Genomic DNA, 23,157 nt, shown 5'->3' on the forward strand with positions numbered 1-23,157 from the left:
ACAAAGGGGGCTGGTCCGGCCGGTGGACGGGACGGGTCAGCCCTTGTTGGCGCCCAGCGTGAGACCGCTGACGAACTGCCGCTGGAGCGCGAAGTACACGATCAGGGTCGGGATCGCGGTGAGCAGGGCACCGGCGGCGACCAGGTTGGGGTCGGTGAAGTACTGGCCGGAGAGGTTGTTCAGGGCCGAGGTGATCGGCATGTTCTCGCCGGTCGAGATCAGCACGATGGCCCAGAAGAAGTCGTTGTAGATCCAGATCGAGAGGAGGGTCGCCAGGGCGGCCATCGCGGGCTTGCACAGCGGCAGCACGATCTGCCAGTACATCCGCCACACCGACGCCCCGTCGACCAGCGCGGCCTCGGTGAGTTCGTGCGGCAGCATGCGCATGTAGTTGCTCAGCACGAAGGCGCAGAACCCGGACTGGAACGCCACATGGATGAGGACCAGGCCGAGCGCGGAGTCGTACAGCTTGCCGCTGTCCGTGACACCCGGCAGGTTCACCAGCAGGTACAGGCGGTACAGCGGGGTGATGATGACCTGCTGCGGCAGCAGGTTGCCGGCCGTGAAGACCAGCAGCAGGAAGATGTTGAGCCGGAAGTCGAAGCGACTGACGTAGAAGGCGACCATCGACGACAGCAGCAGCGTCAGCAGCACGGCCGGGACCGCGATGATCAGCGTGTTGCCGAAGTAGTGCATCATGTCGGACTGCTTGAACGCGTTCGTGAAGTTCTCGAGGCTCAGCTTGTCCGGCCAGGACACGTACCCCTTGTCGCTGGTCTCGGCGTACGGCCGCAGCGCGGCGAACACCGCCCACAGCAGCGGGGCGAGCCAGGCGAGCGAGGTGACGACGAGGAACACGTGCAGCACGACCCGCGCCGGGCGGAGGGGGGTGCGCTGCTTCGCGCCGAGCGCGACGGTGGAGGTGCTCATGCGCGCCGCTCCTTCCGGAAGGTGGCCACCAGATACGGGATGATCACGACGAGGGAGATGACCAGCAGGACGACGGCGATCGCCGACCCGTACCCGATCCGGCTGGACTCACCGATGATGTTGTTGGTGATCAGGATCGACAGCAGCTCGGTGCCCTGGGCGCCCTTGTTGAAGACGAACACCAGGTCGAAGGCGCGCAGCGCCTCGATGATGGTGACCACCAGGACGACGGTGTTGGTGGGCCGCAGCGTCGGGAAGATCACGTTCTTGAACGTCTGCCACTCGTTCGCGCCGTCCAGCGCGGAGGCCTCCCGCAGGGAGGGGTCGACGCCCTTGAGACCGGCCAGGTACAGGATCATCATGTAGCCGGTGTGCCGCCAGGACGCGGCGATCAGGACGGCCCACAGGTTGAGGTGCGGGTCACCGATCCAGTCGATGTAGTGGCCGGGCTTGTTCGCCCCGATGAGGCTGTTGATCAGGCCGGTGTCGGGGTTGTAGATGAGCTGCCAGACGAACCCGGTGACCGCCAGCGACACCACGACCGGCAGGAAGAAGGCGGTCTGGTAGACCCGGCTGAACCGGATCTTCTTGTCCAGCTGCACGGCCAGGAACAGGCCGAACGGGGTCGGGATCACGATGAGCACGACGAACCAGATGACGTTGTGCTGCAGGGCCGGCCAGAACTGCGGGTTGTTGCTGAACAGGTCCCGGAAGTTGTCCAGCCCGACCCACTTGATGGAGTCGAAGCCGATGCCGTCCCAGGTGGTGAAGGCGAGGGCGATCGAGGCCAGGGCGGTGAGCCAGACGAGCGCCACGTGCAGGATCGTCGGCACGCCGGCCATCAGGCCGAGCGTGATGCGGTCCCGGCGGGTGAGCAGGCGTCGGTGCCCGCGCGGAACGCGCTTCTTCTTGATGGCGGTGCCCGGAGGCGGCACCTCGGCCGCCTCCGGGGACTTCTGCGTGGGGAGGTCGGTGGTCATGAGGAGGCGAAGATCGTCTTCTTCTGGCGCTCGATGGACGCGAGCAGGCTGTCCACGTCCTTGGGGTTCTGGAGGAACTTCTGCAGGGAGGGCTGCATCACCGTCGAGGTGAAGTCCGGACGGCTGTCGCGGTCCATGAACTGGGTGAGGCTCTTCGCCTCACTGATCATGGTGTACGCCTTCTTCTGCAGCGCCGTGTACGAGGACGTGTCGGCCTTGCTGGAGGCGGCGACCACGCTGGAGTCGGCCTTCAGGTAGACGGCCTCGGCCTCCGGGGTGCCCAGGTACTCCAGGAGCTTCGCCGAACCCGACTTGTTCTTCGGGCTCTTGCTGAGCATGAAGCCGTCGGTGGGCGCCTCGACGGTGTCCTGGCCGTAGGCGGAGTTGATCTCCGGGAAGGCGAAGAAGTCAAGGTCGTCCACGTCGGCCTTGTTGGTGAACTGCTGCGCCACGAAGGTGCCCAGCACGTACATGCCGGCCTTCTTCGACACCAGCGTCTGCGCCGCGTCCTGCCAGGTACGGCCCATGAAGCCGTCCTGGTGGTACGGGAGGAGCTCGGCCCAGTGGTCGAAGACCGCCTTCACCTTGGCGTCGGTCCACGACTCCTTGCCCGCCATCAGGGACTTGTGGAAGTCGTAGCCGTTGAGGCGGAAGTTGATCTGGTCGAAGGTGCCCATCGCCGGCCAGGCGTCCTTGTCGCCGAAGGCGATCGGCACCAGGCCGTCCTTCTTCATCTGCTTCGACAGGGCGACCAGCTGGTCCCAGGTGGTGGGGACGGTGTAACCGTGCTGCTTGAAGACGCTCTTGCGGTAGAAGACCGCCCACGGGTACGTGTACAGCGGCACGAAGTAGTACTTGCCGTCCTCGCCCTTGCTGAGCTGCTTCATCGCGGCGGGGAAGTTGTCACCGATCTTCGCCCACACGTCGTCGATGGGGGTGGCGAGCTTCTTGGCCGCGAAGAACTGCATCCGGTAGCCGGCGAACCACGTGAAGACGTCGTCCGGCGTGCCCTGGAGGTAGGAGTTGATCTGCTCCTGGAAGGTGTTGTGGTCCTTCGTGTTCACATCGACCTTGATGCCGGACTGCTTCGTGAAGGCCGCGTAGATCTCGGCGAACGCCTTCTTCGGCACCGCGTCGGAGGAGTTGGACCCGAGGGAGACGGTCTTCGGGTCGCTGGCCGAGCCGCTGTCGCCGCATGCGCTCAGCAGGGGTATGCCGGCGCCGAGGACCGCCGCGCCGCCGATGCCCCGCAGCAGGCTGCGGCGGCTGGGGGCGAGGCGGGACAGGCCGGAGAGGCTGGAGGGGGAGAGATCGGACATGAACGGGCTCCTGACGAAACAGGGTTCGGTCTGATGCGTCACGCTTGCAGTCGTCGTAACCGACCAGAAACCAACGTGACCGAACACGGTGGCGCAATAACACTCGTATGTCCGTCATGCGTCAAGAGGTCATGCCTCCAGTTGTCGAAACGTAATCGACATCACCGGTCCTGTCCTGGCAAAGACAGAAGGCGCACAGCCATGTGGCGGTGCGCCTCGCAGGTCTCTGACGTGCACGGAAGCGGTGGGCGGAGCGAGTCCCGGCACCTGTGGACCGGGTCGAAAACCCGGCCCGCCGAGAGGCGCCCCGCCCCCTCCACCGGAGCCCCGCGGAGGCGGCTGCGGGCCGCTGCCGGCCACGGGGGCCACCGGGGGGCGAGCGCGGCGCCCCCGGCCCATCGGCGGGTGGCGGAGACGGCTCACCCCCGGAAGGAGCCGGAGATCGGACCATTGGGGGCGGTGGAGGCCCTCAGGCCCGCCGGAGACGGTGGGGGGCGGCTCTGGCGGGCCCGAGGGTGAACGGGGCGGCGGTCGGACCGCCTGAGGGCCGGGAAGAGGCTCCTCGGGCCTCAGGCGGGCCTCAGGCGGGCCGCCGTAGGGGTGGTGCCGGGCAGTGCCGGGTGGTGCCGGGCAGTGCCGGGTGGTGCCGGGTGGTGCCGGGTGGTGCCGGGTGGTGCCGGGCAGTGCCGGGTTTACTTGAAGGCCGCGAACGCCTTGGAGAACGCGCTCGTGTCCTGGACGACCGAGCTGCAGGTGGCGTCCGCGGAGTTCTTCGCGCCGCCCGGGCACTGCTTGTCCCGGGTCCCGGACCACATCGACAGCCAGCCGAGCCCCTTGCTCTTCGCGAAGGTGACGAGCTGCGAGGCGTCGTCGACCTTGAAGATCTCCGAGGCCACGTCGTTGACGCCGATCATCGGAGTGACGGCGACCGCCCGCCAGGCGGCGCTGTCGGACAGCCCCAGCACGCCCTTCACCTGGGCCTGCGTGGCGGTGGCGGCCTGCACGGCGTAGTCGCCCATGTCACCGCTGTACGCGGGGCCGTAGTCCATCGCCATGATGTTGACCGCTTCGATCTTCACGCCGTTCGACCTGGCGTTGCTCAGCAGGCTCACTCCGTCCTGGGTGAGCCCCTCGGGCATCACCGGCAGGGTGAAGGACACCTCCAGGCCCGGGTGCTGCCGCTGGAGCTTGGCGATGGCCTGGGCCCGACGGGTGTTCGCGGCCGCGTCGGGCAACGCGCCGCCTTCGACGTCGAAGTCGACCTTGGTGAGCCTGAAGGCGTCCACGCCCTTGCCGTACGCCGCCGCGAGCGCGTCCGCCGACGCACAGGTCGTCGCCAGTTCGGAGCCGGACGCGCCGCCGAAGGACACCCGCACGTCGCCGCCCCTGGCGCGCAGCGCCCCGATCTGCGCGGCCACGCCGTCGCTCGCGAGGTCGGTGACCCCGCCCCACTTCGGGGTGCAGCCGCCGCCGTCGGTGACGAAGGCGAGGTTGTAGTTCTTCACCCCGGTGGCCCCGGCGTTCGCGAGCAGGTCGAAGGCCGGGTAGAGGGAGGTGTCTACGTACGGGGCGAAGCGCGCTTAAGGAAGGGATCGGGGACGGTTAAAGGTAGAGACCAATCTGCCGCGCCGGCGGCGTACGGCCCCCGGTGACCTCGCCGCTCCGGCTCCCGGCCGTCCAGCTGGATCCAGATCCGCACCTCGGTGCCGCCGAGCACCGAGGACCCGATCCGCACGTCCCCGCCGGTCGCCTCGGCGAGCCGGCGCACGATGTCGAGGCCGAGCCCGGTCGAGCCGTCGCTGCCGGAGCCCCGCCCGCGCACCAACGCCGCCTCGGGGTCGCGGATACCGGGACCGGCGTCCGACACCAGGACGATCACCGCGTCCTCCCCGTTGTGCACGTCGACCGCGAAGGCCGTGCCCTCCGCGGTGTGCCGGAAGACGTTGCCGAGGAGCGCGTCGAGGCCGGCGGCCAGGTCGGCCCGGGCCACGGGTATGCGCACCGGCCGGTCCGCCCCGGCCACCCGCCACTTGCGGCCCTCGTCCTCGGCGAGCGCCGACCAGAACCCCATCCGCTCCCGGACCACCTCGGCCGCGTCACAGCCGGCGCCCGGCCCGGCGGCCGCGGTCTGCGGCTTGGCCTCCCGGGCCGTACGGATGATGGTGTCGACCTCGCGCTCCAGCTGCGCCACCGCCGACCGGGTCTGGTCGGCGGCCGGACCCTGCCCGAGCGAGGCCGCGTTCAACCGCAGCACGGTCAGCGGGGTGCGCAGCCGGTGGGACAGATCGGCCGCCAACTCCCTTTCGTTCGCCAGTAGTTGTACGACCTGGTCGGCCATGGAGTTGAACGCGACGGCCGCGAGCCGCAGTTCGGCCGGCCCCTCCTCGGGCACCCGGGCGCCCAGCTGCCCCTCCCCCAGTTCGTGCGCGCTCTCCACGAGCCGCTGCGCCGGCTGCACCATCCGTACCCCCAGCCGGTCGGCGACCGCGACCGAGCCGACGACGAGCGCGGCCCCGACGGCGGCGAGCACCGCCCAGGCCGTGCCGACGCCGTTGCTGACCTCCGACTCGGGGACGTACACCTCGACGACGGCGATCTCGCCGGAGCTCAACGCGACCGGCTGGAGGAGCGTGGAGCCGCCGGGCACCTCGCTGGTGGAGGCGCGGCCCAGTCGGCGCACGGTGGCGATGTCCTTGGCCGCGGCACGCTGCCGGCCGATGTCCACGGCGGCCGACGTGCCGCCCGCCGGTATGTGCACGGCCATCCCGGCGTCCGAGCCGGCCGAGGCCACGACCCGCTCCAGCTGGTCGCGGTCGGCGGTGATGGACAGGGCGGGGGCCACGGCGGCGGCCTGCCGCTCGGCGTTGGAGAACGCGCGGTCCCGGGCCATCTCCTTGATGACGAGCCCGAGGGGCACCGCGAAGGCGACCACGACCATCGTGGTGACCGCGAGGCAGACCTTGACCAGTGCCCATCTCATCGCGACGGCTCCGCCCCGGGCGGCTCCAGCTTCACGCCGACCCCGCGCAGGGTGTGCAGATAGCGCGGGGTCGCGGCCGTCTCGCCCAGCTTGCGCCGCAGCCAGGAGAGATGGACGTCGATGGTCTGGTCGTCGCCGTAGGACTGCTGCCACACCTCGGCGAGCAGTTCCCTGCGCGGGACGACGACACCGGGCCGGCCGGCCAGGAAGGCGAGCAGGTCGAACTCCCGGCGGGTCAGGTCCAGTCGCGAGCCGTCCAGTTCGGCCTGGCGGCGCAGCGGGTCGACGCTCAGTCCGCCGACCCGGATCACGGTGGACGGGGCGGCCTCCCCGGCGGCGCGCGACCGCCGCAGGACCGCCGCCATCCGGGCCGACAGGTGCTCGACGGAGAACGGCTTGGTGAGGTAGTCGTCAGCCCCGGCGTTGAGCAGGCGGACGATCTCCGCCTCGTCGTCCCGCGCGGTGGCGATGATCACCGGGACGTCGGTGATCCCGCGCAGCATCTTCAGGGCCTCGGAGCCGTCGAGATCGGGCAGTCCGAGGTCCAGGATGACCACGTCGAAACGGAGCTGGGCGACCTCGCGCAGCGCCTCCAGCGCCGTACCGACGCTGCGCACGGTGTGGGCGGCGTCGGTCAGATGCCGGATGAGCGCCGAGCGTACGAACTGGTCGTCCTCGACCACGAGCACACTTGCCATGCGCCGCACCGTACGCCATGCGCACGGGCCCGGTCGGGGCCTGTGGACAACTCAGTTTCTGTGGACAACCGGTGGGCGCCCGTGGTGCGGGTGAGGCAGTATGGCCGCGATGCGCAGAGGACTCGTACACGTACTGGCCTGGTCGCTCGCCACGGGCGCGGCGGTCACGCTGTCGTGGTGGGGCGTCCACACGGTGATGGCGGGCACGGCCTACGACCCGCCGCGCGCCCTGCCGATCGCGGCGGTCGACGCGACCACCCAGGAGTCGAGGCCGCAGGCCTCCGCCACCGGCCGGCCCGCCCCGTCGCGGAGTTCCGCGAAGAACGCGTCGAAGAGCCCGCCGCACCGGCCGAGCAGGTCGGCCGCGACGTCCACCCCGGCGCCGGGCAGCTCCGCGAGCACCGGCGCCCCCGCCGGCTCCGCGACGACGTCGGGCGAGGTCAAGGGCTACGACACGGACGGTGGGCGCGCGGTCTTCGACCTCGGCGAGACGTCCGCGACCCTGGTGTCGGCCACGCCCGGCGCGGGCTGGTCGATGCAGGTGTGGAAGACGGAGTCGTGGATCAGGGTGGAGTTCCTACTGAGACACGTGGCCGGAGCACGTACGGCCGCCGGTGGCCGCCGTCACCTGAAGACGGACGGCGGCGGGGCCGGCGAGGCCACCGCCGCCGCGTCCGTGACCGCCACCGCCCCGCCGGTGAAGTCCCGCAGCGAGGAGCCGTGTTCGACCCGGGCGGGGTGCGGGTCGGAGGCGGCCCGCCGGGTGAGTTCGGCGACCGGCAGCGGCCGGTCGCAGGCGACCAGGACGGCGTTGCCGAAGCGCTTGCCGCGCAGCACGGCCGGATCGGCGACCAGCGCGAGTTCGGCGAACCGGGCGGCGGCGGTGGCGATCTGGCCGCGCAGGTGGGCCAGCGGCGGCCCGTCGGCGAGGTTGGCGGCGTAGCAGCCGCCGGGACCGAGGGCCCGGCGGACCTCGTCGAGGAACTCCGTCGAGGTCAGGTGGGCCGGGGTACGGGTGCCGCTGAACACGTCGGCGATGACGAGGTCGGCCCACCCGTCGGGCACCTTGGCGAGTCCCTCGCGGGCGTCGGCGGAACGCACCCTGATCCGCGCGTTCGGGTCCAACGGCAACTCCCGGCGGACCAGTTGCACCAGGGCCGCGTCCCGCTCGACGACCTGCTGGGTGGAGCGGGGGCGGGTCGCGGCGACATAGCGGGCCAGGGTCAGCGCACCGCCGCCGAGATGCACGGCGTGCACCGGTTTTCCCGGCGGCGCGACGAGGTCGATGACGTGTCCGAGGCGGCGCTGGTACTCGAAGGAGAGGTACGCCGGGTCGGCGAGGTCGACGTGGGACTGCGGTGCCCCGTCGATCAGCAGCGTCCAGGCCCGCGCCCGGTCCCGGTCGGGTATGAGCTCGGCGAGCCCGCCGTCGACGGCCTCGACGACGGCTTCGGCGGCCCCACCTTTGCGCCGGGGGTTCCTGGACTTTCCCATGGGGTCATTATCAGGGGGCGTGCGGAGGCCGGCCCAGCGAGGTCGGGCGGGGTCACCGGCAGTTGTCCGCCGCCGCGATCAGCCGCGCCGCCTCGCCGAGCGCCGCGCGCAGCACCGCCGGATCGGTCGCGGGGTCCGCCTCACCCGGCGGCAGCAGCCAGGCCGAGCCCTCGACCGGAGGCCGGGGGTTGAGGCTGAGCCCGCGCCCGTCGGTCTCGGTGCAGGTGCTGCCCGGCACGTCCCAGGCGGCCGCGGTCCCCGGCGGCACCACGAATCCCAGCGTGTCGCATCCGCCGTCGTGCAGTACGGGCCCCACCGCGTCGCCCACCCCGCGCCGCAGGATGTCGACCGCCTCCAGCCCCTGGCGCGTCGGTACGGTGACGAGATCGCACGCGGCGGCCGCACCCGAGGGCGCACCGGGCCGCGGACGGGAATCGATGTTCTGACGGGTCTCAGTCCCGGCCTCCACCACGCAACCCCTCCTCGGACGAGCGGATCGGGAGTCGGGCGGCTCCCGGTCCACCGGGTACAACGCGTCGGCACGTCAACGGCTACGGCGGAAGTCCGCCGCAAAGGATGGCAGTTCATGGCAGATCGTGGATGAGATATCCGTTTTGTAGCCAAACCCTGCGTGGCGGGTCCGACACAACGGGTACGTTTTGCCCGTCGGACATCGGGAGACACACGGACAACTCACCCGGGATCCGGCATGGTTCGACGGTTCGCACGAGAGGACCCGGCCATGACGTCGTCCATGGTGACCTCGTCCCAGCCCCCCACCCCACCGCAGCCGAATCTCGTCTTCCGGCAGTTGCGCGGCAAGCGCTCGCCGGCCGAGTTCGCCGCGGCGGTACGACGGGCCGCCCGCGAGATCGGCGAGGGGGTCAGCTGCGACGCGCGCTACGTCGGCCGCGTCGAGGCCGGCGAGATCCGCTGTCCCAACTACGCGTACGAACGGGTGTTCCTGCACATGTTTCCCGGCCGCACGCTCGCCGACCTGGGCTTCGCCCCCCGCTCGTCCGTCCGCGGACGCCGGGGGCGCGCCGCCGAAGGGCCGCCCGCCGCGCACCCGGCGTACGTCTCCGATGAGACGCGGGGGGCCGGTGGGCCGTATGAGACGGGGAACCCGCCGCCCCCACAGGGCGCGCGGGACCCGCAGGACCCGTACCACCCTCACCAGCCCTACGACCCACACCAGATCCACGAGCGTCACGAGATCCACGAGGAGAGCGACGTGCTGCGTCGCGCATTCATGACCGGCGGGGGCGCCACGGTGGCCGCCGCCTCACTGGGCCCCCTCGGGCTCGCCCACGGGGCCGCCGCCGCGGGACGCCCCGTACGCCGTGTCGGGGCCGCCGAGACGGGAGCCCTCGAGGAAGCCGTCCGCCGGATCCGGCTGCTCGACGACCGGCACGGCGCGGACGGCCTCTACCGGCGCGCGGCGGCCCCGCTGCGCGCCGCGTACGCGCTGCTCGACGCGGGCGCCACCCGGCAGGCGACCACCGACCGGCTCCACTCGGGCGCCGGTGAACTGGCCATCTCGGTGGGCTGGCTGGCCCACGACTCGGGCCGGTTCGACGACGCCCGCTCGCACTACGCGGAGGCGCTCGCGACCGCCCGGATGACCGGTGACGACGCCCTGGAGGCGCACGCCTTCTGCAACACGGCGTTCCTCGCCCGCGACGCGGGCCGGCCGCGGGAGGCGGTCCGCGCGGCCCAGGCCGCCCAGCGCGTCGCCCGCTCGCTGGGCTCCCCGCGCCTGATGTCGCTGCTCGCGCTGCGGGAGGCTGGCGGCTGGGCCGGACTCGCCGACCGCGCCGGCTGTGAGCAGTCCCTCGCCCGCGCGCAGGCGTACTTCGAGCGGGGCTCCTCGGAGGCCGACCCCGAGTGGATGAGCTTCTTCGGTGAGGCCGAACTGGAGGCACTGGAGGCCCAGTGCTGGTCGACCCTCGGCGACTGGCAGCGCGCGGCCCGGCACGCGCGCCGCGCGGCCCATCTCCAGGACCCGCACTTCACCCGCAACATCGCGCTGTACACGGCGGAACTGGCGGACGACCTCGCCCGGGGCGGCCGCCCCGACGAGTCCGCGGCGGCGGGCACGCGCGTCCTGGACCTGCTGGGCGAGGTGCAGTCCTCCCGCATCCAGGCGATGCTGGCGGGCACCGCGCGCGTGTTGCGTCCTCACCGGCGGGCTTCGGGCGTGTCGGGTTTCCTGGAGAGGCACGCGTCGTCACCGCGCACGGCATGACAACGGGCGGCGGCGCCCCTCGGCAGGCGGACCGCCCCTGACACGCCCGCCCGCGACAGACAGGCCGCCCCGACAGACCCACACCCCCGACGACCGGACCGCCCCGACACCCATGCCCCGCGACAGACAGGCCGCCCCGACAGGCGCGCCCCCGCGACCGGCGGGCCGACCGACAGGCGCGCGCTACCCCGCGAGGTGCCCCAGGTCGTTCCAGCTCTCGATCGCCGGTTCGCCGTAGGCCCAGCCCAGGACGGACAGGGACGTCGGGTTGAGCCTGATGCGTGCGGCGAAGTCGATCGGCAGGCCCAGCCAGCGGGCGCCGATGGACCGGAGTATGTGCCCGTGCGCGAACACCAGCACGTCCCGGTCGGCCGCCCGCACCCACGCGACCACCTCGTCGGCCCGCGCGGTCACCTCGGCGAGTGACTCGCCTCGCGGGACGCCGTCCCGCCAGATCAGCCAGCCGGGGCGGGCGTCCTGGATGTCCGCGGGGGTCATGCCCTCGTAGGCGCCGTAGTCCCACTCCATCAGCGTGTCCCACGGGCGCGCGCGCTCGCCGAACCCGGCCAGTTCGCAGGTCTCCCGCGCGCGTGCCAGCGGGCTGGTGCGCACCTCGGCCCCGGCCAGGCCGTCGAACGGCGCCCGGTGCAGACGCTCGCCGAGCAGCTTGGCGCCCCGCCGCCCCTCCTCCAGCAGGGGCACGTCGGTCCTGCCGGTGTGCTTGCCGGACAGCGACCACTGCGTCTGTCCGTGCCGGGCCAGCAGGATGCGCGGTGCCATGCGAGAGGGACCTTTCTAGGAAAAGACAAGCGGAGGACTTCCATCATCTCGCACCCTTGGCGGGGGCAACCCGGCGGCCGATCCCTGCGTCTTCGAGGGCCGGGGCGCCCGTGGGGAATCACACGGGGGTGCCCCACCAGGGGCGGGCACATGCGCCGTAAAGTGGCACGGCCGGACTACCGGAGGCCGCACAGGGACGAAGGGGGAGGGCGATCGGATGCCGCAGACCGAGACACCGGGCATCGAGGCAGGCCCACGAACCCCCCTGCGCTGGTGGACCGAGCTGCCACTGATCGTCCTCGTCTACGCCTGCTACTCGGCCGGCCGGCTCCTCGCGCGCGGGGACGTGACCAGTGCCGTCGACCACGGGCTGACCATCCTGCGGGTCGAGAAGGTCCTGCACCTCAACGCCGAGCACCCGCTCAACCGCCTGTTCACCCGGGAGAGCTGGATCGGCGTGCCGGCCGACTTCTGGTACGCCTCGCTGCACTACCTCGTCACGCCGGCGATCCTGATCTGGCTGTTCCGCTCGCGTGCCGCGCACTACCGCACGGCCCGCACCTGGCTGATGACGTCGACGTTCATCGGCCTGATCGGCTTCACCCTGCTGCCGACCTGCCCGCCGCGTCTCCTCTCGGCGGGCCACGGGTTCGTGGACACGATGGCCCAGTACAGCTCGTACGGCTGGTGGGGCGGCGAGGCCAGCGCGCCGCGCGGCATGGGCGGCATGACCAACCAGTACGCGGCCATGCCCAGCCTGCACGTGGGCTGGGCCCTGTGGTGCGGGGTCATGCTGTGGCGCCACGGCGGGACGCGTACCACGAAGGTCCTGGGCGTCGCCTACCCGCTGCTGACCACGCTCGTGGTGATGGGCACCGCGAACCACTACTTCCTCGACGCGGTCGCGGGCGCGGCGGCGATGGGTGTCGGTCTGCTGCTCGCGCCGTACGTGCTGCGGGGCGCCGCCCGGGTCAGGACGCGGTTCGAGGGCGACGGCTCACCCGTCGCGACGAGCTCACGTGACACGGTGGCCCCGATTGTCAGTGCCGGATGCCAGACTTCCGTGGGTGAGCGAATTCCACGGCAGCGCGAGTCACGGGTCGGTTCCGGAGCCGAGCCGGGTACCTCTCCCACGGACGCGGGGGACGAGACTCCGGCAGCGGCTCGCTGACCTGCGCGGTCCCGACGTACCCGCCAAGGCGCTGGACGCCCGCGCCCTCGCGGCCCTGGCCGCGAACCCGGGCTGCAACCGGCGCGCCATCCTCGACGGCGCCGGGGTGGACAAGGCGAATCTGGCGAGCGCGCTCGGTTCGCCGTCCGCCTTCGGACAGTCACAGTTCGCGCTCACCCGGGGCAACGCGTTCGAGGCGCGGGTCAAGGCGGACGGCGGCGCGGAACTGCTGCGGCTGGTGCGCGAGAAGCTCGACCCGGGTGCTCCGCCCCCGGCGGACGCGGCGGTGCCCGACCTCGCCGCGATCGGCCCCGAGGGCCGCGCCGCGCGTACCGCCCTGGCGCTGCGCGAGGCGACCGCGTCCGGCGGCTGGACCCTGCTCGACCACCCGATGCTCGCCCTCGACGTGGCCGGCTCCCCCGCCTTCCTCGAACCGGACGCGGTGGTGGTGCACCCCGACGGCAGCTGGACGGTCGTGGAGATCAAGTCCTTCCCGATGCTGGACGGGTCCGCCGACCCCTCGAAGGTCGGCGCGGCCGCCCGGCAGGCCGCGGTGTACGTGCTCGCGCTGGAGGAGGCCGCCGCCCGTCTCGGCGCGGAACCGGCCGAACCCGCCGCAGGCGGGGTGCGGGCGGAGGGCGTCGCCCCGCGCGTGCGTCATCGCGTCCTGCTGGTCTGTCCGAAGGACTTCTCCAACCTGGCCACCGCGTCCGCCGTCGACGTCCGCAAGCAGCGCGCGGTCACCGGCCGGCAGCTGGCCCGCCTCACCCGCATCCAGGACATCGCCGACCTGCTCCCCGAGGGCACCTGCTTCGCCCCGGGCCTGCCCGCCGCCGAGCTGACCGCCGCCGTCGAGTCCGTCCCGGCCACGTACGCGCCCGAGTGCCTTTCCGCGTGCGAGCTCGCCTTCCACTGCCGCGAGCGCTCCCGCGCGGCCGGCGCCGTCACCACACTCGGCCGCCCGGTCCGCGCGGAACTGGGCGGCCTGACCACCGTCGAGGACGTCCTGGCCGCGGCCCGCGGCGAGGCGGGCGACCCGGACGATCCGGCGGTGGCCGCCCTGCGCAGGGCGGCCAGGCTGCGCGCGGAGGCCCTCGGCGGACACCGGCCCCCCGCGGACACCGGAGTCGGCGGCCACCGCGCGCGTGCGGACCGGCCGGCCGCGCTCGGCCAGGAGGCCGCCGGATGTCGTTGATCTCCACCCTGGCCCGCCTCGAAGCCGTCAGCACGGGCCGCGCCCAGCCCGCCGCAACCGTCCGCCACCGCCACCTGTCCGACCGGCCCATGGTCCTCGTGCCGCTCATCACCGCCGGTGAGGCGGGCGCCCCGCTCGGCGCGCTGGTCGGCACCGACCGGAACGCACCGCACCTGCTCGTCGTACCACAGCCGCGCGACCGCGACCTGCGGTTCGCGTTCCTGGCCGAGCTGGCCGACATCGTCCTGCCCCACGTCGACTCCTACGCCGGTGTCGTCGAGGCCGCCGAGCGCGGCGAGACGGACCCGGAGACCGGCAAACGGGTCAAAGTCGAGGTCGAACTCTGCGCGGACGCACCCCAGTTGATCCTTCCGAGCCGCGCGGGCATCGAGCTGGTGCGCCTGCTGGGACGCTCCACGCGCTTCCGGCGTACGGCGGACGAGGACCCGGAGGCGCCGCACCCCGCGCCGCCCCGCGTCCCGCTGCTGGGCCGCTGGCTGACCCACTTCGGGGAGCGGGCCCGGGTACCCGGCTCTTCGCTGCTCGCGGCCATGACGGAGCTGCTGTCGCGGCACTGGGCGACCGGCCAGTCCAGCCTGGAGGACCAGCACCTGGGCGCGCTGCTCGCCTGGATCGACCCGCCGGAGGGATGGGCGGGCGCGGAGGCCGCACGCAGGGCCGAGCTGGCCCGGGACGGCCAGGGCCAGTTGCTGTGCCCGCCCGCGGGACCCGCCACCGACCCGGCGTTCGACAACAGACTGCTCGCCCCCGCCATCGAGCGCTACGACCGGGCCCGCACCGCGCTGGCCGCCGCCGTGGACGGTCTGGAGGCGGACGACCGGCTCGGCGCGCTGACCACCGCCGAGCGCGCCATCCGCGACCTGGTCGAGAGCCGCACCCGGCCCACCTGGGACGCCGTGTGGCGCGGCCTCGACCTGCTGCGGGAGCTGCCGGAGGGGGCGCACGTCGAGGAGCGGTGGACGCGCGACCGCTGGTCGTTCACCGGCCACCGCGACCGGGTCGTCGCCGGGGAGCCGCCCCAGCCGCGCCGCGACGACGCGGTGACCGCGGCGAACAAACTCGCCACGCGCGAGCGCGAACAGGCCCGCCTGGAGGCCCAGGAGGCGCTGGACGATCCGCTGGTGATGGCCGGGCGGCGGCTGGCCGGGGAGGCGTTCGCGGGGGAGGTCACCGATGTCGTCATGGCGTACAGCGAGAGCAGGCGGCCCAGCCCGCGCCCGCTGGTGACCGTGCGCACGCAGGACCGGCCGCACCTCGCCGAGCGCGCCAAGGTGTTCCGCTCGCTGGGCGGCAAGCCGCAGGCCGCCGAGTTCGTCGGCACGGAACCCGCGGACGGCGCCCGGGAGGGGACCGGCGGTCGCGGCGAAGGGGACGACGACACCGTTCTCCTGGTCCTGCGGATCGTCGACAAGATGGGCCGCGGCAAGGAACCCGAGACGGGGTCGGTGCCCGAGAAGGGCGACCTGGTCTGCTTCACGCTCTTCGAGCACGAGCAGCGCGGCGGGGCGAAGCTGCCCGACCCGGAGCAGACCCCGTGGACGCACGGTGGCCCGCCGGGCGAGCTCGCGGCCGTACCGGAACCCGCCGACCCGCCGACCCCGGAGGACGTCCTGTGACCGCCCGGACCGCTTTCGATCCCGGGGCCGAGGCGGGCCGGGCCACCGACGCGATCCTCGGCGACACCCTGCACGGCGCCCACCGGGGCGTGGTCGTGGACTCCCCGCCGGGCGCCGGGAAGTCCACGCTCGTCGTGCGCGCCGCTCTGGAACTGGCCGAGGCGGGGCGCCCGTTGATGGTCGTCGCGCAGACCAACGCCCAGGTCGACGACCTGGTCGTCCGGCTCGCCGAGAAGAGTCCCGACCTGCCGGTGGGCCGCCTGCACAGCAGCGACGCCGACCCCTACGACAAGGTGCTCGACGCGCTGCCCGGGGTCCGCGCCTCGGCCAAGGCTTCCGACCTCGCCGGGCTTCCGGTGGTCGTCTCCACGGCCGCGAAGTGGGCGCACGTCAAGGTCGACGAGCCATGGCGGCACGCCATCGTGGACGAGGCGTACCAGATGCGCTCGGACGCCCTGCTCGCCGTCGCCGGTCTGTTCGAACACGCCCTGTTCGTGGGCGACCCGGGCCAGCTGGACCCGTTCTCGATCGTCGGCGCCGAGCAGTGGGCGGGCCTGTCGTACGACCCGTCGGCCTCCGCGGTGACCACCCTGCTGGCGCACAACCCCGAGCTGCCGCAGCACCGGCTGCCGGTGTCCTGGCGCCTGCCGGCGTCGGCGGCGCCCCTGGTCTCGGACGCCTTCTACCCGTTCACGCCGTTCCGCAGCGGCACCGCCCACGGCGACCGGCGGCTCGCCTTCGCCGTCCCCTCGGACGGCTCCGGCCCCGACCGGGTGATCGACGAGGCCGCCGAGGCGGGCTGGGGCCTGCTGGAGCTGCCCGCGCGGCACACCCCGCGGACCGACCCGGAGGCGGTCCGGGCGGTGGCGACGGTCGTACGGCGTCTGCTGGACCGGGGTGGCGCGGCCACCTCGGAGCGCTCCGCCGACCCCGCCGCGCTGACCGCCGGCCGGATCGCGGTCGGCACCGCGCACCGGGACCAGGCCGCGGCGGTCCGGGCGGCCCTGGCCGGACTCGCTGTCACCGACGTCACCGTGGACACCGCCAACCGCCTCCAGGGCCGTGAGTACGACGTCACGGTCGTCCTGCATCCCCTCTCCGGCCGTCCCGACGCCACCGCCTTCCACCTGGAGACGGGCCGGCTGTGTGTCCTGGCCTCCCGCCACCGGCACGCCTGCATCGTGGTGTGCCGGGCCGGGGTGAGCGAGCTGCTGGACGACTATCCGTCGACGGAGCCGGTGCAGCTGGGCATGGTCGTGAAGTTCCCGGACGGCTGGGAGGCCAACCACTCCGTGCTGGCCAGGCTGGCGGAGCACCGGGTGTCCTGGCGGCCCTGATCCCGGCCGGGGGAACATCCCGGGGGTTCGCGGGCTTGGGAGTGGCGGAGCGTTCCGGGCCCCCTTGCGCGGGCGCGGGACAATGGACGGTGGTCCGCTCCGCAGACGGGCCACCGGCAACACACGAGGAGGAGAAGACATGGCGGAGCCCACGCCGCGTCGGAACGAACCGCGGCTACGCCCCGCGCCCCTGCTCTTCGAGCCCACCCAGGTGGCCGACGACCCGGAGCACTTCTTCGACCTGGAGTCGATCGACGACCCCCGGGCGCTGCTGGCCCGGGCGACGGAGTTGACGCACGCCTTCCGCGCGGCGACCGACCGTGCGGTGGAGTTCCAGGCGATCGCCGCGGCGCAGCTGGCGGACCCCCGCCGTTTCGACCGGCTGACCCCGGCGGACATCGCCGAGCGGGCCGAGTGGACCGAGGACTACGCGAAGCGGATGGTCGAGTTCGGCCGGGACCTGCTGAGCGGCGCCGTCGAGGGTACGGGGCACGTCGACCCGGTGTGAGCAGGGGGCGGCGGGCGCCGCGCCCCGTACCGGGAAAACCCCCCGTGCCGGAGAACCCCGGACCCGCACCGGGAAAGCCCGCAGCGGGTTCGCCCCTACAGGGTGCCGAGAGGTCGTACCTCTCGGGCAATCCCTCTATGGCATATGCCAGGCGGGCAAGATACTCCCCTCCTCTCTCCCCTGTCCCGGTTTCCGGTAACCCTCGGGAGCGGTGGGCTCACGGCCGGTAGATGTAGTCGGCATGAGCCGCACACGTGCCGAGTCCTTCGCCGACCGCTCCGACGCCTCGGGGGTCACCCCGGACGGTGCCGCCTGGCTCGCCTCGGCGGGACCCCATCCCCGCAGCACGCTGTCGCTGTGGGCGGAACGGCCGGACGCGCCGGTCGTGCTCCCCTGCGGCGCGGTCTTCGACGTGGTCAGCGCTCCCGTGGTGTTCGGGCGCCGGATGGTCGACCGCCTGTGGGACGAGGGCCCGGGGTCGGGGCCGGTCGCGGCGGACCGGGGGCGGATGCTGCTGTTCGCCGCGCCGGGCACGGCCCAGCGGCTGCCGTCGCTGATGCGCTGGGAGGAGTGGGGCACTCCGGACGGGGAGTGCGCCCGCACGGGCGCGATCCCGCCCCTGCTGTGCCACGGCACCGGCGACGCGGTGACCGTGCCGCCACCCCTGGGCGCCACCCGCTCCCGAACCCGGCTCGACGGCCGCTGGCTGGTGGCCCCGGACACCTGTCGTCCCTGGCTGCCGGGCCCGGAGATCCTGCTGTGGGCGGCCGTGCGGGCGACCCGTGCGGCGGTACGGATTTCGATTTTTCCTCCCGCCGATCAGGATGCTAAGGTCTACGACGTCAGCAGGCGCCGCTAGCTCAGTTGGTTAGAGCAGCTGACTCTTAATCAGCGGGTCCGGGGTTCGAGTCCCTGGCGGCGCACAATGACGAGGGCGAGGACAGTTCGCGGTGACGCGAACCGTCCTCGCCTTCCGCGTTGTCGCGCGATCGTGCCTCAGCGGGGCGTGATGCTCACCGTCCACGCTCCCGAGGGCGTCCGGCCCTCCACCCTCACGCGGACACCGTCGCCCGGCACGGTGAAGGTCTCGCCGAGCGCGACGGGCGCGTCAGCGAGCGGCGGGTAGACGGAGTTCTCCCAGCACGCCTCGGTGCGCGGGTGGGCGTCGATCACCTGGACGGGACCGCCGCCGGACTCCTCCCCGCCGCGCACCCGGTAGACGAGAACGCCCGGCCGGCAGGCGGCGGCGTCGTCGCCCACCGGCCCCCGCGCCTCGAAGGCGAGCACGCTGTCGGGGCCTGTCCGCACCACCGCGAGTTTGACGCCGCGCCCCGGGCCGAAGGCCGGCGCCCCGGCGGCGCCCACGACCGGGACGCCGGGCCGCGCGCCCAGCGGTTCCAGCGTCAGCACCGTGGGGCCGGGTCCCCGTACACAGGTGACCTGACGGGGTTCCAGCCAGCCGAGTTTCCACTTGTGCCAGGCGAACAGGTCGGGCGCGAGGCCGAACTGACTGCCCATCAGGTCCCAGTCGCCGACGTACGTGTCCCAGTCGCCCTTGCCGTCCACCGGCCGGTGGTACAGGTCGGGCAGGTCGAAGACGTGCCCGGTCTCGTGGGCCAGCACGAGCCGGTCCGGCGGATGCTTCTCGAACACCGTGACGACCCGCCGGATGTCCGTGCCGTCGGCCCGCAGCGGGGTGTCCAGGTTCACCACCTTCGTGGCGTCCGAGTCCACGCCGGGCGCGTCCGGGTCGGCGACGAAGTAGACGACCTCGTAGCGCGAGAAGTCGACGTACGGGTCGGCCGCGGCGAGGGCGTCACGCAGATAGTCGGCCCGGTGGACGGGGCTCCAGTCCCGCCGTATGGCGTACGAGGTCGAGGGCCGGGGCATCCGGATCCACCGCCGCAGCGGGTGCGGGCGCAGGGTGAACCTGCCGTAGGAGGCGTGTTCGAAGAAGCGGCTGGTGGCCGGGAAGTGGTCGGCGGCCAGTTCGGCGGGGGTGGTGCGCGGGGCCGCGTCCGGGAAGGACAGGAAGACCATCACGGCGTCCAGGGCGCGGGCCGGGCGCGGATAGTCCGCGTTCCAGGTGTCCAGCCCCTCCGAGTGGTGGGCGGTCGTACGCCGGAGGGCGCACGGTGACGAGGCGAACGGCTCGGCGACCGACGGGCCGGTCAGGATCGAGGTGGCGGCCAGCGCCGACATGGTGGTGAACACGGCCGCGGTGCTGCGCAGTCGGGGCCGGGCGCCCACTCGGCCCAACCGCTCGACGGCCTCACGGGTGAGTGCCCTGAGAGGGAGCTGACGCGGCACGTGGACCTCCGGGAGCGGTTCGCGGGACACCGCCACCCAGCTTGTGTGTATTTGTAGTACTGCGTCCTGTTTGTCTGCACCAGAAGAGTGAGAGGACGCCTTGACCGTCGGAAACGACACCCCCGAAACGCTCACGGAACGTCACAACCGGTCAGAGGGCCCAAGAACCCGTCCAGCTGCGGGCAGAAACGATCTGTCAGAACGGCCGCAGCTTCGGCGACACTGGACAGTGGCTGGAAGGGCCGGGGGCCAACCTCTATGATCGGCACACTTTCCTGACCTTTCCTGCACGGACACGGCCCGGGCGGCCGATCCTCCACCCGGCCGGCCATCCCGACGAGACCCATCCGAAGACCGAGTGCACTGCGGGAGTGAGCGGTGAGCGGAACGTCCGAAGGGCCGACGCCCGCGGCAGACCTCATCCGGCCGGCCGTCACAGAGAGTCACGTAGAGCCACCATCAGGTACGGCGCCGGCCCCACCGGCGCCCTCGGCCTCACCCACCTCACCGGCGAGCTTCCGCTCTGCCTTCTCCGCCGCCCCGCTGGCGATGGCGGTGGCCGGCCGGGACGGCCTGGTGGTCAGCGCCAACGCCGCCTTCGGCACCCTGCTCGGCACCGGCGAGGACGCGCTCGCCGGACGTGTGGCGGCCGACCTGGTCGACCTGGCGTCCGACGCCCGCACCTGGCACGCCTACCGCGAGATGCTGCGCGGCCGCCAGGCCAGACTGCGCTGCACCCGCCGGCTCAAGCATCCCGACGGGCACTCCCTGTGGGTGCAGGTCACCGTGACACCCCTGCCGGACGAGGAGCAGGGCGTCCTGGTGTCCGTCGCCGACATCAGCGGCCGGCGTGAACTCCAGGCGCGGTTGCGGCACTTGCAGATGCACGACCCGGTGACCCGGCTGCCCAACCGCACCCTGTTCTTCGAGCGTCTCTCGGCCGCCCTGGAGGCGGAGTCGTACGAGGAGAGCGGCACCGGCCGGATCGGGCTGTGCTACCTGGACCTGGACGGTTTCAAGGCCGTCAACGACACGCTCGGGCACCGGGTCGGCGACCGGCTGCTGGCCGCCGTGGCCGAACGCCTCACCCGCTGCGCCGACGAGGCGGGCCACGCCCGCACGAGTGCCCCGCTGGTCGCCCGGCTGGGCGGCGACGAATTCGCCCTGCTGGTCGAGGACTCGACGGGCACCGAGCAGCTCGCCGATCTCGCCGAGGCCGTACTGAAGTCGCTCCAGGCGCCGTTCGACATCGCCGGGCAGCGGCTGTCGCTGTCGGCGTCGATCGGAGTGGTGGAACGGCACGCGGCCGGCACCAGTGCCACGGGTCTGATGCAGGCCGCCGACACGACGCTGTACTGGGCGAAGGCCGACGGCAAATCCCGCTGGACGCTGTTCGATCCGGAACGCAACGCCCACCGCATGACCCGTCAGGCACTGGCCTCCACGCTCCGCCCGGCCATCGAGCGCGGCGAGTTCCGGCTGGAGTACCAGCCGTTGGTGGGCATGGAGGACGGCCGGCTGCGCGGGGTGGAGGCGCTGGTGCGCTGGCAGCACCCGCAGTTCGGGATGCTGCCGCCGAATCGGTTCATCGCACTGGCCGAGGAGGACGGCTCGATCGTGCCACTGGGCCGGTGGGTACTGGCCACCGCCTGCCGCCAGGCCCGCAGTTGGCAGGTCGACCACCCCGACGAGCCACCCATCTTCGTCAGTGTGAACGTGGCGGTCCGTCAGGTGTGGGACTCGGACCTGGTCGCGGACGTGGCGGAGATCCTGGAGGAGACGGGCCTCGCGCCGCATCTGCTGCAACTGGAGCTGACCGAGTCCGCGGTGATGGGCTCGGCGGGGCAGCCGTTGCAGGCACTCCAGGCCCTCAGCGACATGGGCGTGCGGATCGCGATCGACGACTTCGGCACCGGCTACTCGAACCTCGCCTATCTCAGCCGACTGCCGGTGTCCGTACTGAAGTTGGACGGGTCCTTCGTCCGGGGCTTCCAGTACGAGGGGGCGGGCGTCGCGCCGAACCCGGCCGACGAGGTCATCGTCGAGGCGATGATCCAGCTGGCCCACCGGCTGGGGCTGACGGTCACCGCGGAGTGCGTGGAGACGTCGGCGCAGGCATCACGGCTGCGCCGGATCGGCTGCGACACCGGTCAGGGGTGGCTGTACTCGCGGCCGGTGCCGCCGGATCGTATCTCCGGACTGCTGGGTGTGCGGGCCTGCCCCCAGGTCTGAGCCGCGCGGGGCTCAGACGGTGGGCAGTCCGTAGGCGTCCGCGATCAGTTCGTACGAGCGCAGCCGCAGGTCGCCGTCGTGCGCGTGGGAGGTGATCATCAACTCGTCGGCGCCCGTGCGCTTGTGCAGGTCGTCGAGGCCGGAGCGGACCTCGTCGGGGGTGCCGTGGACGACGTTGGCGTTCCAGGAGTTGATGAACTCCCGCTCCATCGAGCTGAATTCGTACGCCTCCGCCTCCTCCGGGGTGGGCACCAGGCCCGGTCGGCCGGTGCGCAGGCGGACCATGTTCAGGGAGGCGGCCAGGACCTGGCGGCGGGCCTCCCGCTCGTCCTCGGTGGCCAGCGCGGAGACCCCGATGAGGGCGTACGGCTCGTCGAGTACGGCGGACGGCTTGAACGACTCCCGGTACAGGTCCAGGGCCGGGACGGTGTTCTGTGCGGAGAAGTGGTGTGCGAAGGCGAACGGCAGGCCGAGGACACCGGCGAGGCGGGCGCTGAAGCCGGAGGAGCCGAGCAGCCAGACGGGCGGCCGGTGCGGGGACTGCACACCGCCGGGCGAGGTCGCCTGGATCGGGCCGGGGACGGCGTGGACACGGCGGTAGGGGTGGCCGTCGGGGAAGTCGTCGTCCAGGAAGCGGACGAGTTCGGCAAGCTGCTGCGGGAAGTCGTCGGCCTGTTCGTCGAGGCGCTCGGAGCGGCGCAGGGCGGCGGCGGTGGCGCCGTCGGTGCCGGGGGCGCGGCCGAGGCCGAGGTCGATCCGGCCCGGGGCCATGGCCTCCAGCGTGCCGAACTGCTCGGCGATGACGAGCGGCGCGTGGTTGGGCAGCATGACGCCGCCCGAGCCGAGGCGGATGCGGTCGGTGTGGGCGGCGAGGTGGGCCAGGATCACGGCCGGGGACGAGGAGGCGACGCCCGGCATGGAGTGGTGCTCGGCGACCCAGTAGCGGTGGAAGCCCCGGGACTCCGCGAGGCGGGACAGCGCGACGCTGGTGCGGAGGGCGTCGCCGGCGGTGCGGCCCGCGCCGACGGTGACCAGGTCCAGGACGGAGAGGGGGGTGGGAGCGCTGCCGTGGGTGGTGCCCCGGATCTCGTCTGCGGTCACGGTGGATGCCTCCTGCTGTTCGGGCGTCTGCGGTCCTTCCCCCGTAACAGGAGGGTGACTCCGCTTTATTCCCGGGAGCGGGCGGGGCGCATGGTTGCCGCACGCTGCTCCGCCCGCGGGCCGACCGGGGCGGGGCGGGGCGGGGGCGCGGCAGGGCACGGCAGGGCACGGCAGGGCACGGCGGGGCGCGAGGTTGCCAGACGCTCCGCCGCCCGCGGGCCACACCGCCGGCGAGCC

The 23,157-nt window shown here is 72.8% G+C and carries 17 protein-coding genes, 1 tRNA gene and 3 pseudogenes; 10 read left to right on the plus strand and 11 right to left on the minus strand.

The window, feature by feature from the left end; genetic code table 11:
- Positions 1–36 precede the first annotated feature (36 nt).
- The 6 genes and pseudogenes from AC07AZ_RS14865 to AC07AZ_RS14890 all read right to left on the minus strand — a co-directional run bounded on the left by AC07AZ_RS14865 (position 37) and on the right by AC07AZ_RS14890 (position 6,907).
- Positions 37–930: a carbohydrate ABC transporter permease gene (locus tag AC07AZ_RS14865; protein ID WP_478847546.1), complete on the minus strand. Its 894-nt coding sequence runs from the start codon at positions 928–930 to the stop codon at positions 37–39.
- A complete protein-coding gene (locus AC07AZ_RS14870; protein WP_478847548.1) occupies positions 927–1,910 on the minus strand; it encodes a carbohydrate ABC transporter permease in 984 nt (327 codons plus the stop codon). The genes AC07AZ_RS14865 and AC07AZ_RS14870 overlap by 4 nt, the downstream gene beginning before the upstream one ends.
- Positions 1,907–3,229 (minus strand): ABC transporter substrate-binding protein, encoded by a 1,323-nt coding sequence (locus tag AC07AZ_RS14875; RefSeq protein WP_478847550.1) that lies wholly within the window; start codon positions 3,227–3,229, stop codon positions 1,907–1,909. The genes AC07AZ_RS14870 and AC07AZ_RS14875 overlap by 4 nt, the downstream gene beginning before the upstream one ends.
- Positions 3,230–3,921: 692 nt before the next feature.
- Positions 3,922–4,809 (minus strand): annotated as a pseudogene (locus tag AC07AZ_RS14880) (chitinase); the annotation flags it as partial.
- Positions 4,810–6,209 (minus strand): annotated as a pseudogene (locus AC07AZ_RS14885) (sensor histidine kinase).
- Positions 6,206–6,907 carry a response regulator transcription factor gene (locus AC07AZ_RS14890; RefSeq protein ID WP_478847552.1) on the minus strand — a complete coding sequence of 234 codons (702 nt, stop codon included), beginning with the start codon at positions 6,905–6,907 and terminating at the stop codon, positions 6,206–6,208. Before AC07AZ_RS14890 ends, AC07AZ_RS14885 begins: the two are co-directional and overlap by 4 nt.
- A gap of 109 nt (positions 6,908–7,016) precedes the next feature.
- Here AC07AZ_RS14890 and AC07AZ_RS14895 point away from each other — a divergent pair.
- Positions 7,017–7,484 (plus strand): annotated as a pseudogene (locus tag AC07AZ_RS14895) (hypothetical protein); the annotation flags it as partial.
- A gap of 47 nt (positions 7,485–7,531) precedes the next feature.
- Here the strand turns inward: AC07AZ_RS14895 and AC07AZ_RS14900 are convergent.
- Positions 7,532–8,401, minus strand: coding sequence for a spermidine synthase (locus tag AC07AZ_RS14900; protein WP_478847554.1), 870 nt, complete (start codon positions 8,399–8,401; stop codon positions 7,532–7,534).
- Positions 8,402–8,453: 52 nt separating this feature from the next.
- On the minus strand, positions 8,454–8,873 hold the full coding sequence (locus AC07AZ_RS14905; protein WP_478847556.1) for a hypothetical protein: 420 nt from the start codon (positions 8,871–8,873) through the stop codon (positions 8,454–8,456).
- A 270-nt stretch (positions 8,874–9,143) separates the two neighbouring features.
- Between AC07AZ_RS14905 and AC07AZ_RS14910 the strand changes: the two genes are divergently transcribed.
- The gene (locus tag AC07AZ_RS14910; RefSeq protein WP_478847558.1) at positions 9,144–10,649 is read left to right on the plus strand and encodes a tetratricopeptide repeat protein; all 1,506 of its coding nucleotides are present in this window, start codon (positions 9,144–9,146) and stop codon (positions 10,647–10,649) included.
- A 183-nt stretch (positions 10,650–10,832) separates the two neighbouring features.
- Here AC07AZ_RS14910 and AC07AZ_RS14915 read toward each other — a convergent pair whose 3' ends face one another.
- Positions 10,833–11,429 carry a histidine phosphatase family protein gene (locus tag AC07AZ_RS14915; RefSeq protein WP_478847560.1) on the minus strand — a complete coding sequence of 199 codons (597 nt, stop codon included), beginning with the start codon at positions 11,427–11,429 and terminating at the stop codon, positions 10,833–10,835.
- Between the two features lie 217 nt (positions 11,430–11,646).
- Between AC07AZ_RS14915 and AC07AZ_RS14920 the strand changes: the two genes are divergently transcribed.
- From AC07AZ_RS14920 to AC07AZ_RS14950, 7 genes are all read left to right on the plus strand, one after another.
- Positions 11,647–12,600 (plus strand): phosphatase PAP2 family protein, encoded by a 954-nt coding sequence (locus AC07AZ_RS14920; RefSeq protein WP_478847562.1) that lies wholly within the window; start codon positions 11,647–11,649, stop codon positions 12,598–12,600.
- Complete coding sequence (locus tag AC07AZ_RS14925; RefSeq protein ID WP_478847564.1) at positions 12,497–13,795, plus strand: hypothetical protein; 1,299 nt, start codon at positions 12,497–12,499, stop codon at positions 13,793–13,795. Before AC07AZ_RS14920 ends, AC07AZ_RS14925 begins: the two co-directional genes overlap by 104 nt.
- The gene (locus tag AC07AZ_RS14930) at positions 13,786–15,432 is read left to right on the plus strand and encodes an MCP four helix bundle domain-containing protein (RefSeq protein ID WP_478847566.1); all 1,647 of its coding nucleotides are present in this window, start codon (positions 13,786–13,788) and stop codon (positions 15,430–15,432) included. The genes AC07AZ_RS14925 and AC07AZ_RS14930 overlap by 10 nt, the downstream gene beginning before the upstream one ends.
- Positions 15,429–16,769 carry an AAA domain-containing protein gene (locus tag AC07AZ_RS14935; RefSeq protein ID WP_478847568.1) on the plus strand — a complete coding sequence of 447 codons (1,341 nt, stop codon included), beginning with the start codon at positions 15,429–15,431 and terminating at the stop codon, positions 16,767–16,769. Before AC07AZ_RS14930 ends, AC07AZ_RS14935 begins: the two co-directional genes overlap by 4 nt.
- Before the next feature lie 139 nt (positions 16,770–16,908).
- Positions 16,909–17,277: a hypothetical protein gene (locus AC07AZ_RS14940; RefSeq protein WP_478847570.1), complete on the plus strand. Its 369-nt coding sequence runs from the start codon at positions 16,909–16,911 to the stop codon at positions 17,275–17,277.
- A 241-nt stretch (positions 17,278–17,518) separates the two neighbouring features.
- Positions 17,519–18,136: a bifunctional DNA primase/polymerase gene (locus AC07AZ_RS14945; RefSeq protein ID WP_478847572.1), complete on the plus strand. Its 618-nt coding sequence runs from the start codon at positions 17,519–17,521 to the stop codon at positions 18,134–18,136.
- A tRNA-Lys gene (locus AC07AZ_RS14950) sits at positions 18,127–18,200 on the plus strand. The genes AC07AZ_RS14945 and AC07AZ_RS14950 overlap by 10 nt, the downstream gene beginning before the upstream one ends.
- Positions 18,201–18,273: 73 nt before the next feature.
- Here AC07AZ_RS14950 and AC07AZ_RS14955 read toward each other — a convergent pair.
- Positions 18,274–19,587 carry a M6 family metalloprotease domain-containing protein gene (locus AC07AZ_RS14955; RefSeq protein WP_478847574.1) on the minus strand — a complete coding sequence of 438 codons (1,314 nt, stop codon included), beginning with the start codon at positions 19,585–19,587 and terminating at the stop codon, positions 18,274–18,276.
- A gap of 378 nt (positions 19,588–19,965) precedes the next feature.
- Between AC07AZ_RS14955 and AC07AZ_RS14960 the strand changes: the two genes are divergently transcribed.
- Positions 19,966–21,819, plus strand: a complete 1,854-nt coding sequence (locus AC07AZ_RS14960; protein ID WP_478847576.1) for a putative bifunctional diguanylate cyclase/phosphodiesterase — start codon at positions 19,966–19,968, stop codon at positions 21,817–21,819.
- Positions 21,820–21,831: 12 nt separating this feature from the next.
- Here AC07AZ_RS14960 and AC07AZ_RS14965 read toward each other — a convergent pair whose 3' ends face one another.
- On the minus strand, positions 21,832–22,920 hold the full coding sequence (locus AC07AZ_RS14965) for an LLM class flavin-dependent oxidoreductase (protein ID WP_478847578.1): 1,089 nt from the start codon (positions 22,918–22,920) through the stop codon (positions 21,832–21,834).
- Between the last annotated feature and the right edge of the window lie 237 nt (positions 22,921–23,157).

This window comes from Streptomyces sp. NPDC043878, assembly GCF_056435735.1.

What these genes read in the sequence shown, in the direction of transcription:
- AC07AZ_RS14865 (WP_478847546.1), bottom strand. Translation starts at nt 930, where the DNA reads ATGAGCACCTCCACCGTCGCGCTCGGCGCGAAGCAGCGCACCCCCCTC.
- AC07AZ_RS14870 (WP_478847548.1), bottom strand. Translation starts at nt 1,910, where the DNA reads ATGACCACCGACCTCCCCACGCAGAAGTCCCCGGAGGCGGCCGAGGTG.
- AC07AZ_RS14875 (WP_478847550.1), bottom strand. Translation starts at nt 3,229, where the DNA reads ATGTCCGATCTCTCCCCCTCCAGCCTCTCCGGCCTGTCCCGCCTCGCC.
- AC07AZ_RS14890 (WP_478847552.1), bottom strand. Translation starts at nt 6,907, where the DNA reads ATGGCAAGTGTGCTCGTGGTCGAGGACGACCAGTTCGTACGCTCGGCG.
- AC07AZ_RS14900 (WP_478847554.1), bottom strand. Translation starts at nt 8,401, where the DNA reads ATGGGAAAGTCCAGGAACCCCCGGCGCAAAGGTGGGGCCGCCGAAGCC.
- AC07AZ_RS14910 (WP_478847558.1), top strand. Translation starts at nt 9,144, where the DNA reads ATGACGTCGTCCATGGTGACCTCGTCCCAGCCCCCCACCCCACCGCAG.
- AC07AZ_RS14915 (WP_478847560.1), bottom strand. Translation starts at nt 11,429, where the DNA reads ATGGCACCGCGCATCCTGCTGGCCCGGCACGGACAGACGCAGTGGTCG.
- AC07AZ_RS14920 (WP_478847562.1), top strand. Translation starts at nt 11,647, where the DNA reads ATGCCGCAGACCGAGACACCGGGCATCGAGGCAGGCCCACGAACCCCC.
- AC07AZ_RS14930 (WP_478847566.1), top strand. Translation starts at nt 13,786, where the DNA reads ATGTCGTTGATCTCCACCCTGGCCCGCCTCGAAGCCGTCAGCACGGGC.
- AC07AZ_RS14940 (WP_478847570.1), top strand. Translation starts at nt 16,909, where the DNA reads ATGGCGGAGCCCACGCCGCGTCGGAACGAACCGCGGCTACGCCCCGCG.
- AC07AZ_RS14945 (WP_478847572.1), top strand. Translation starts at nt 17,519, where the DNA reads ATGAGCCGCACACGTGCCGAGTCCTTCGCCGACCGCTCCGACGCCTCG.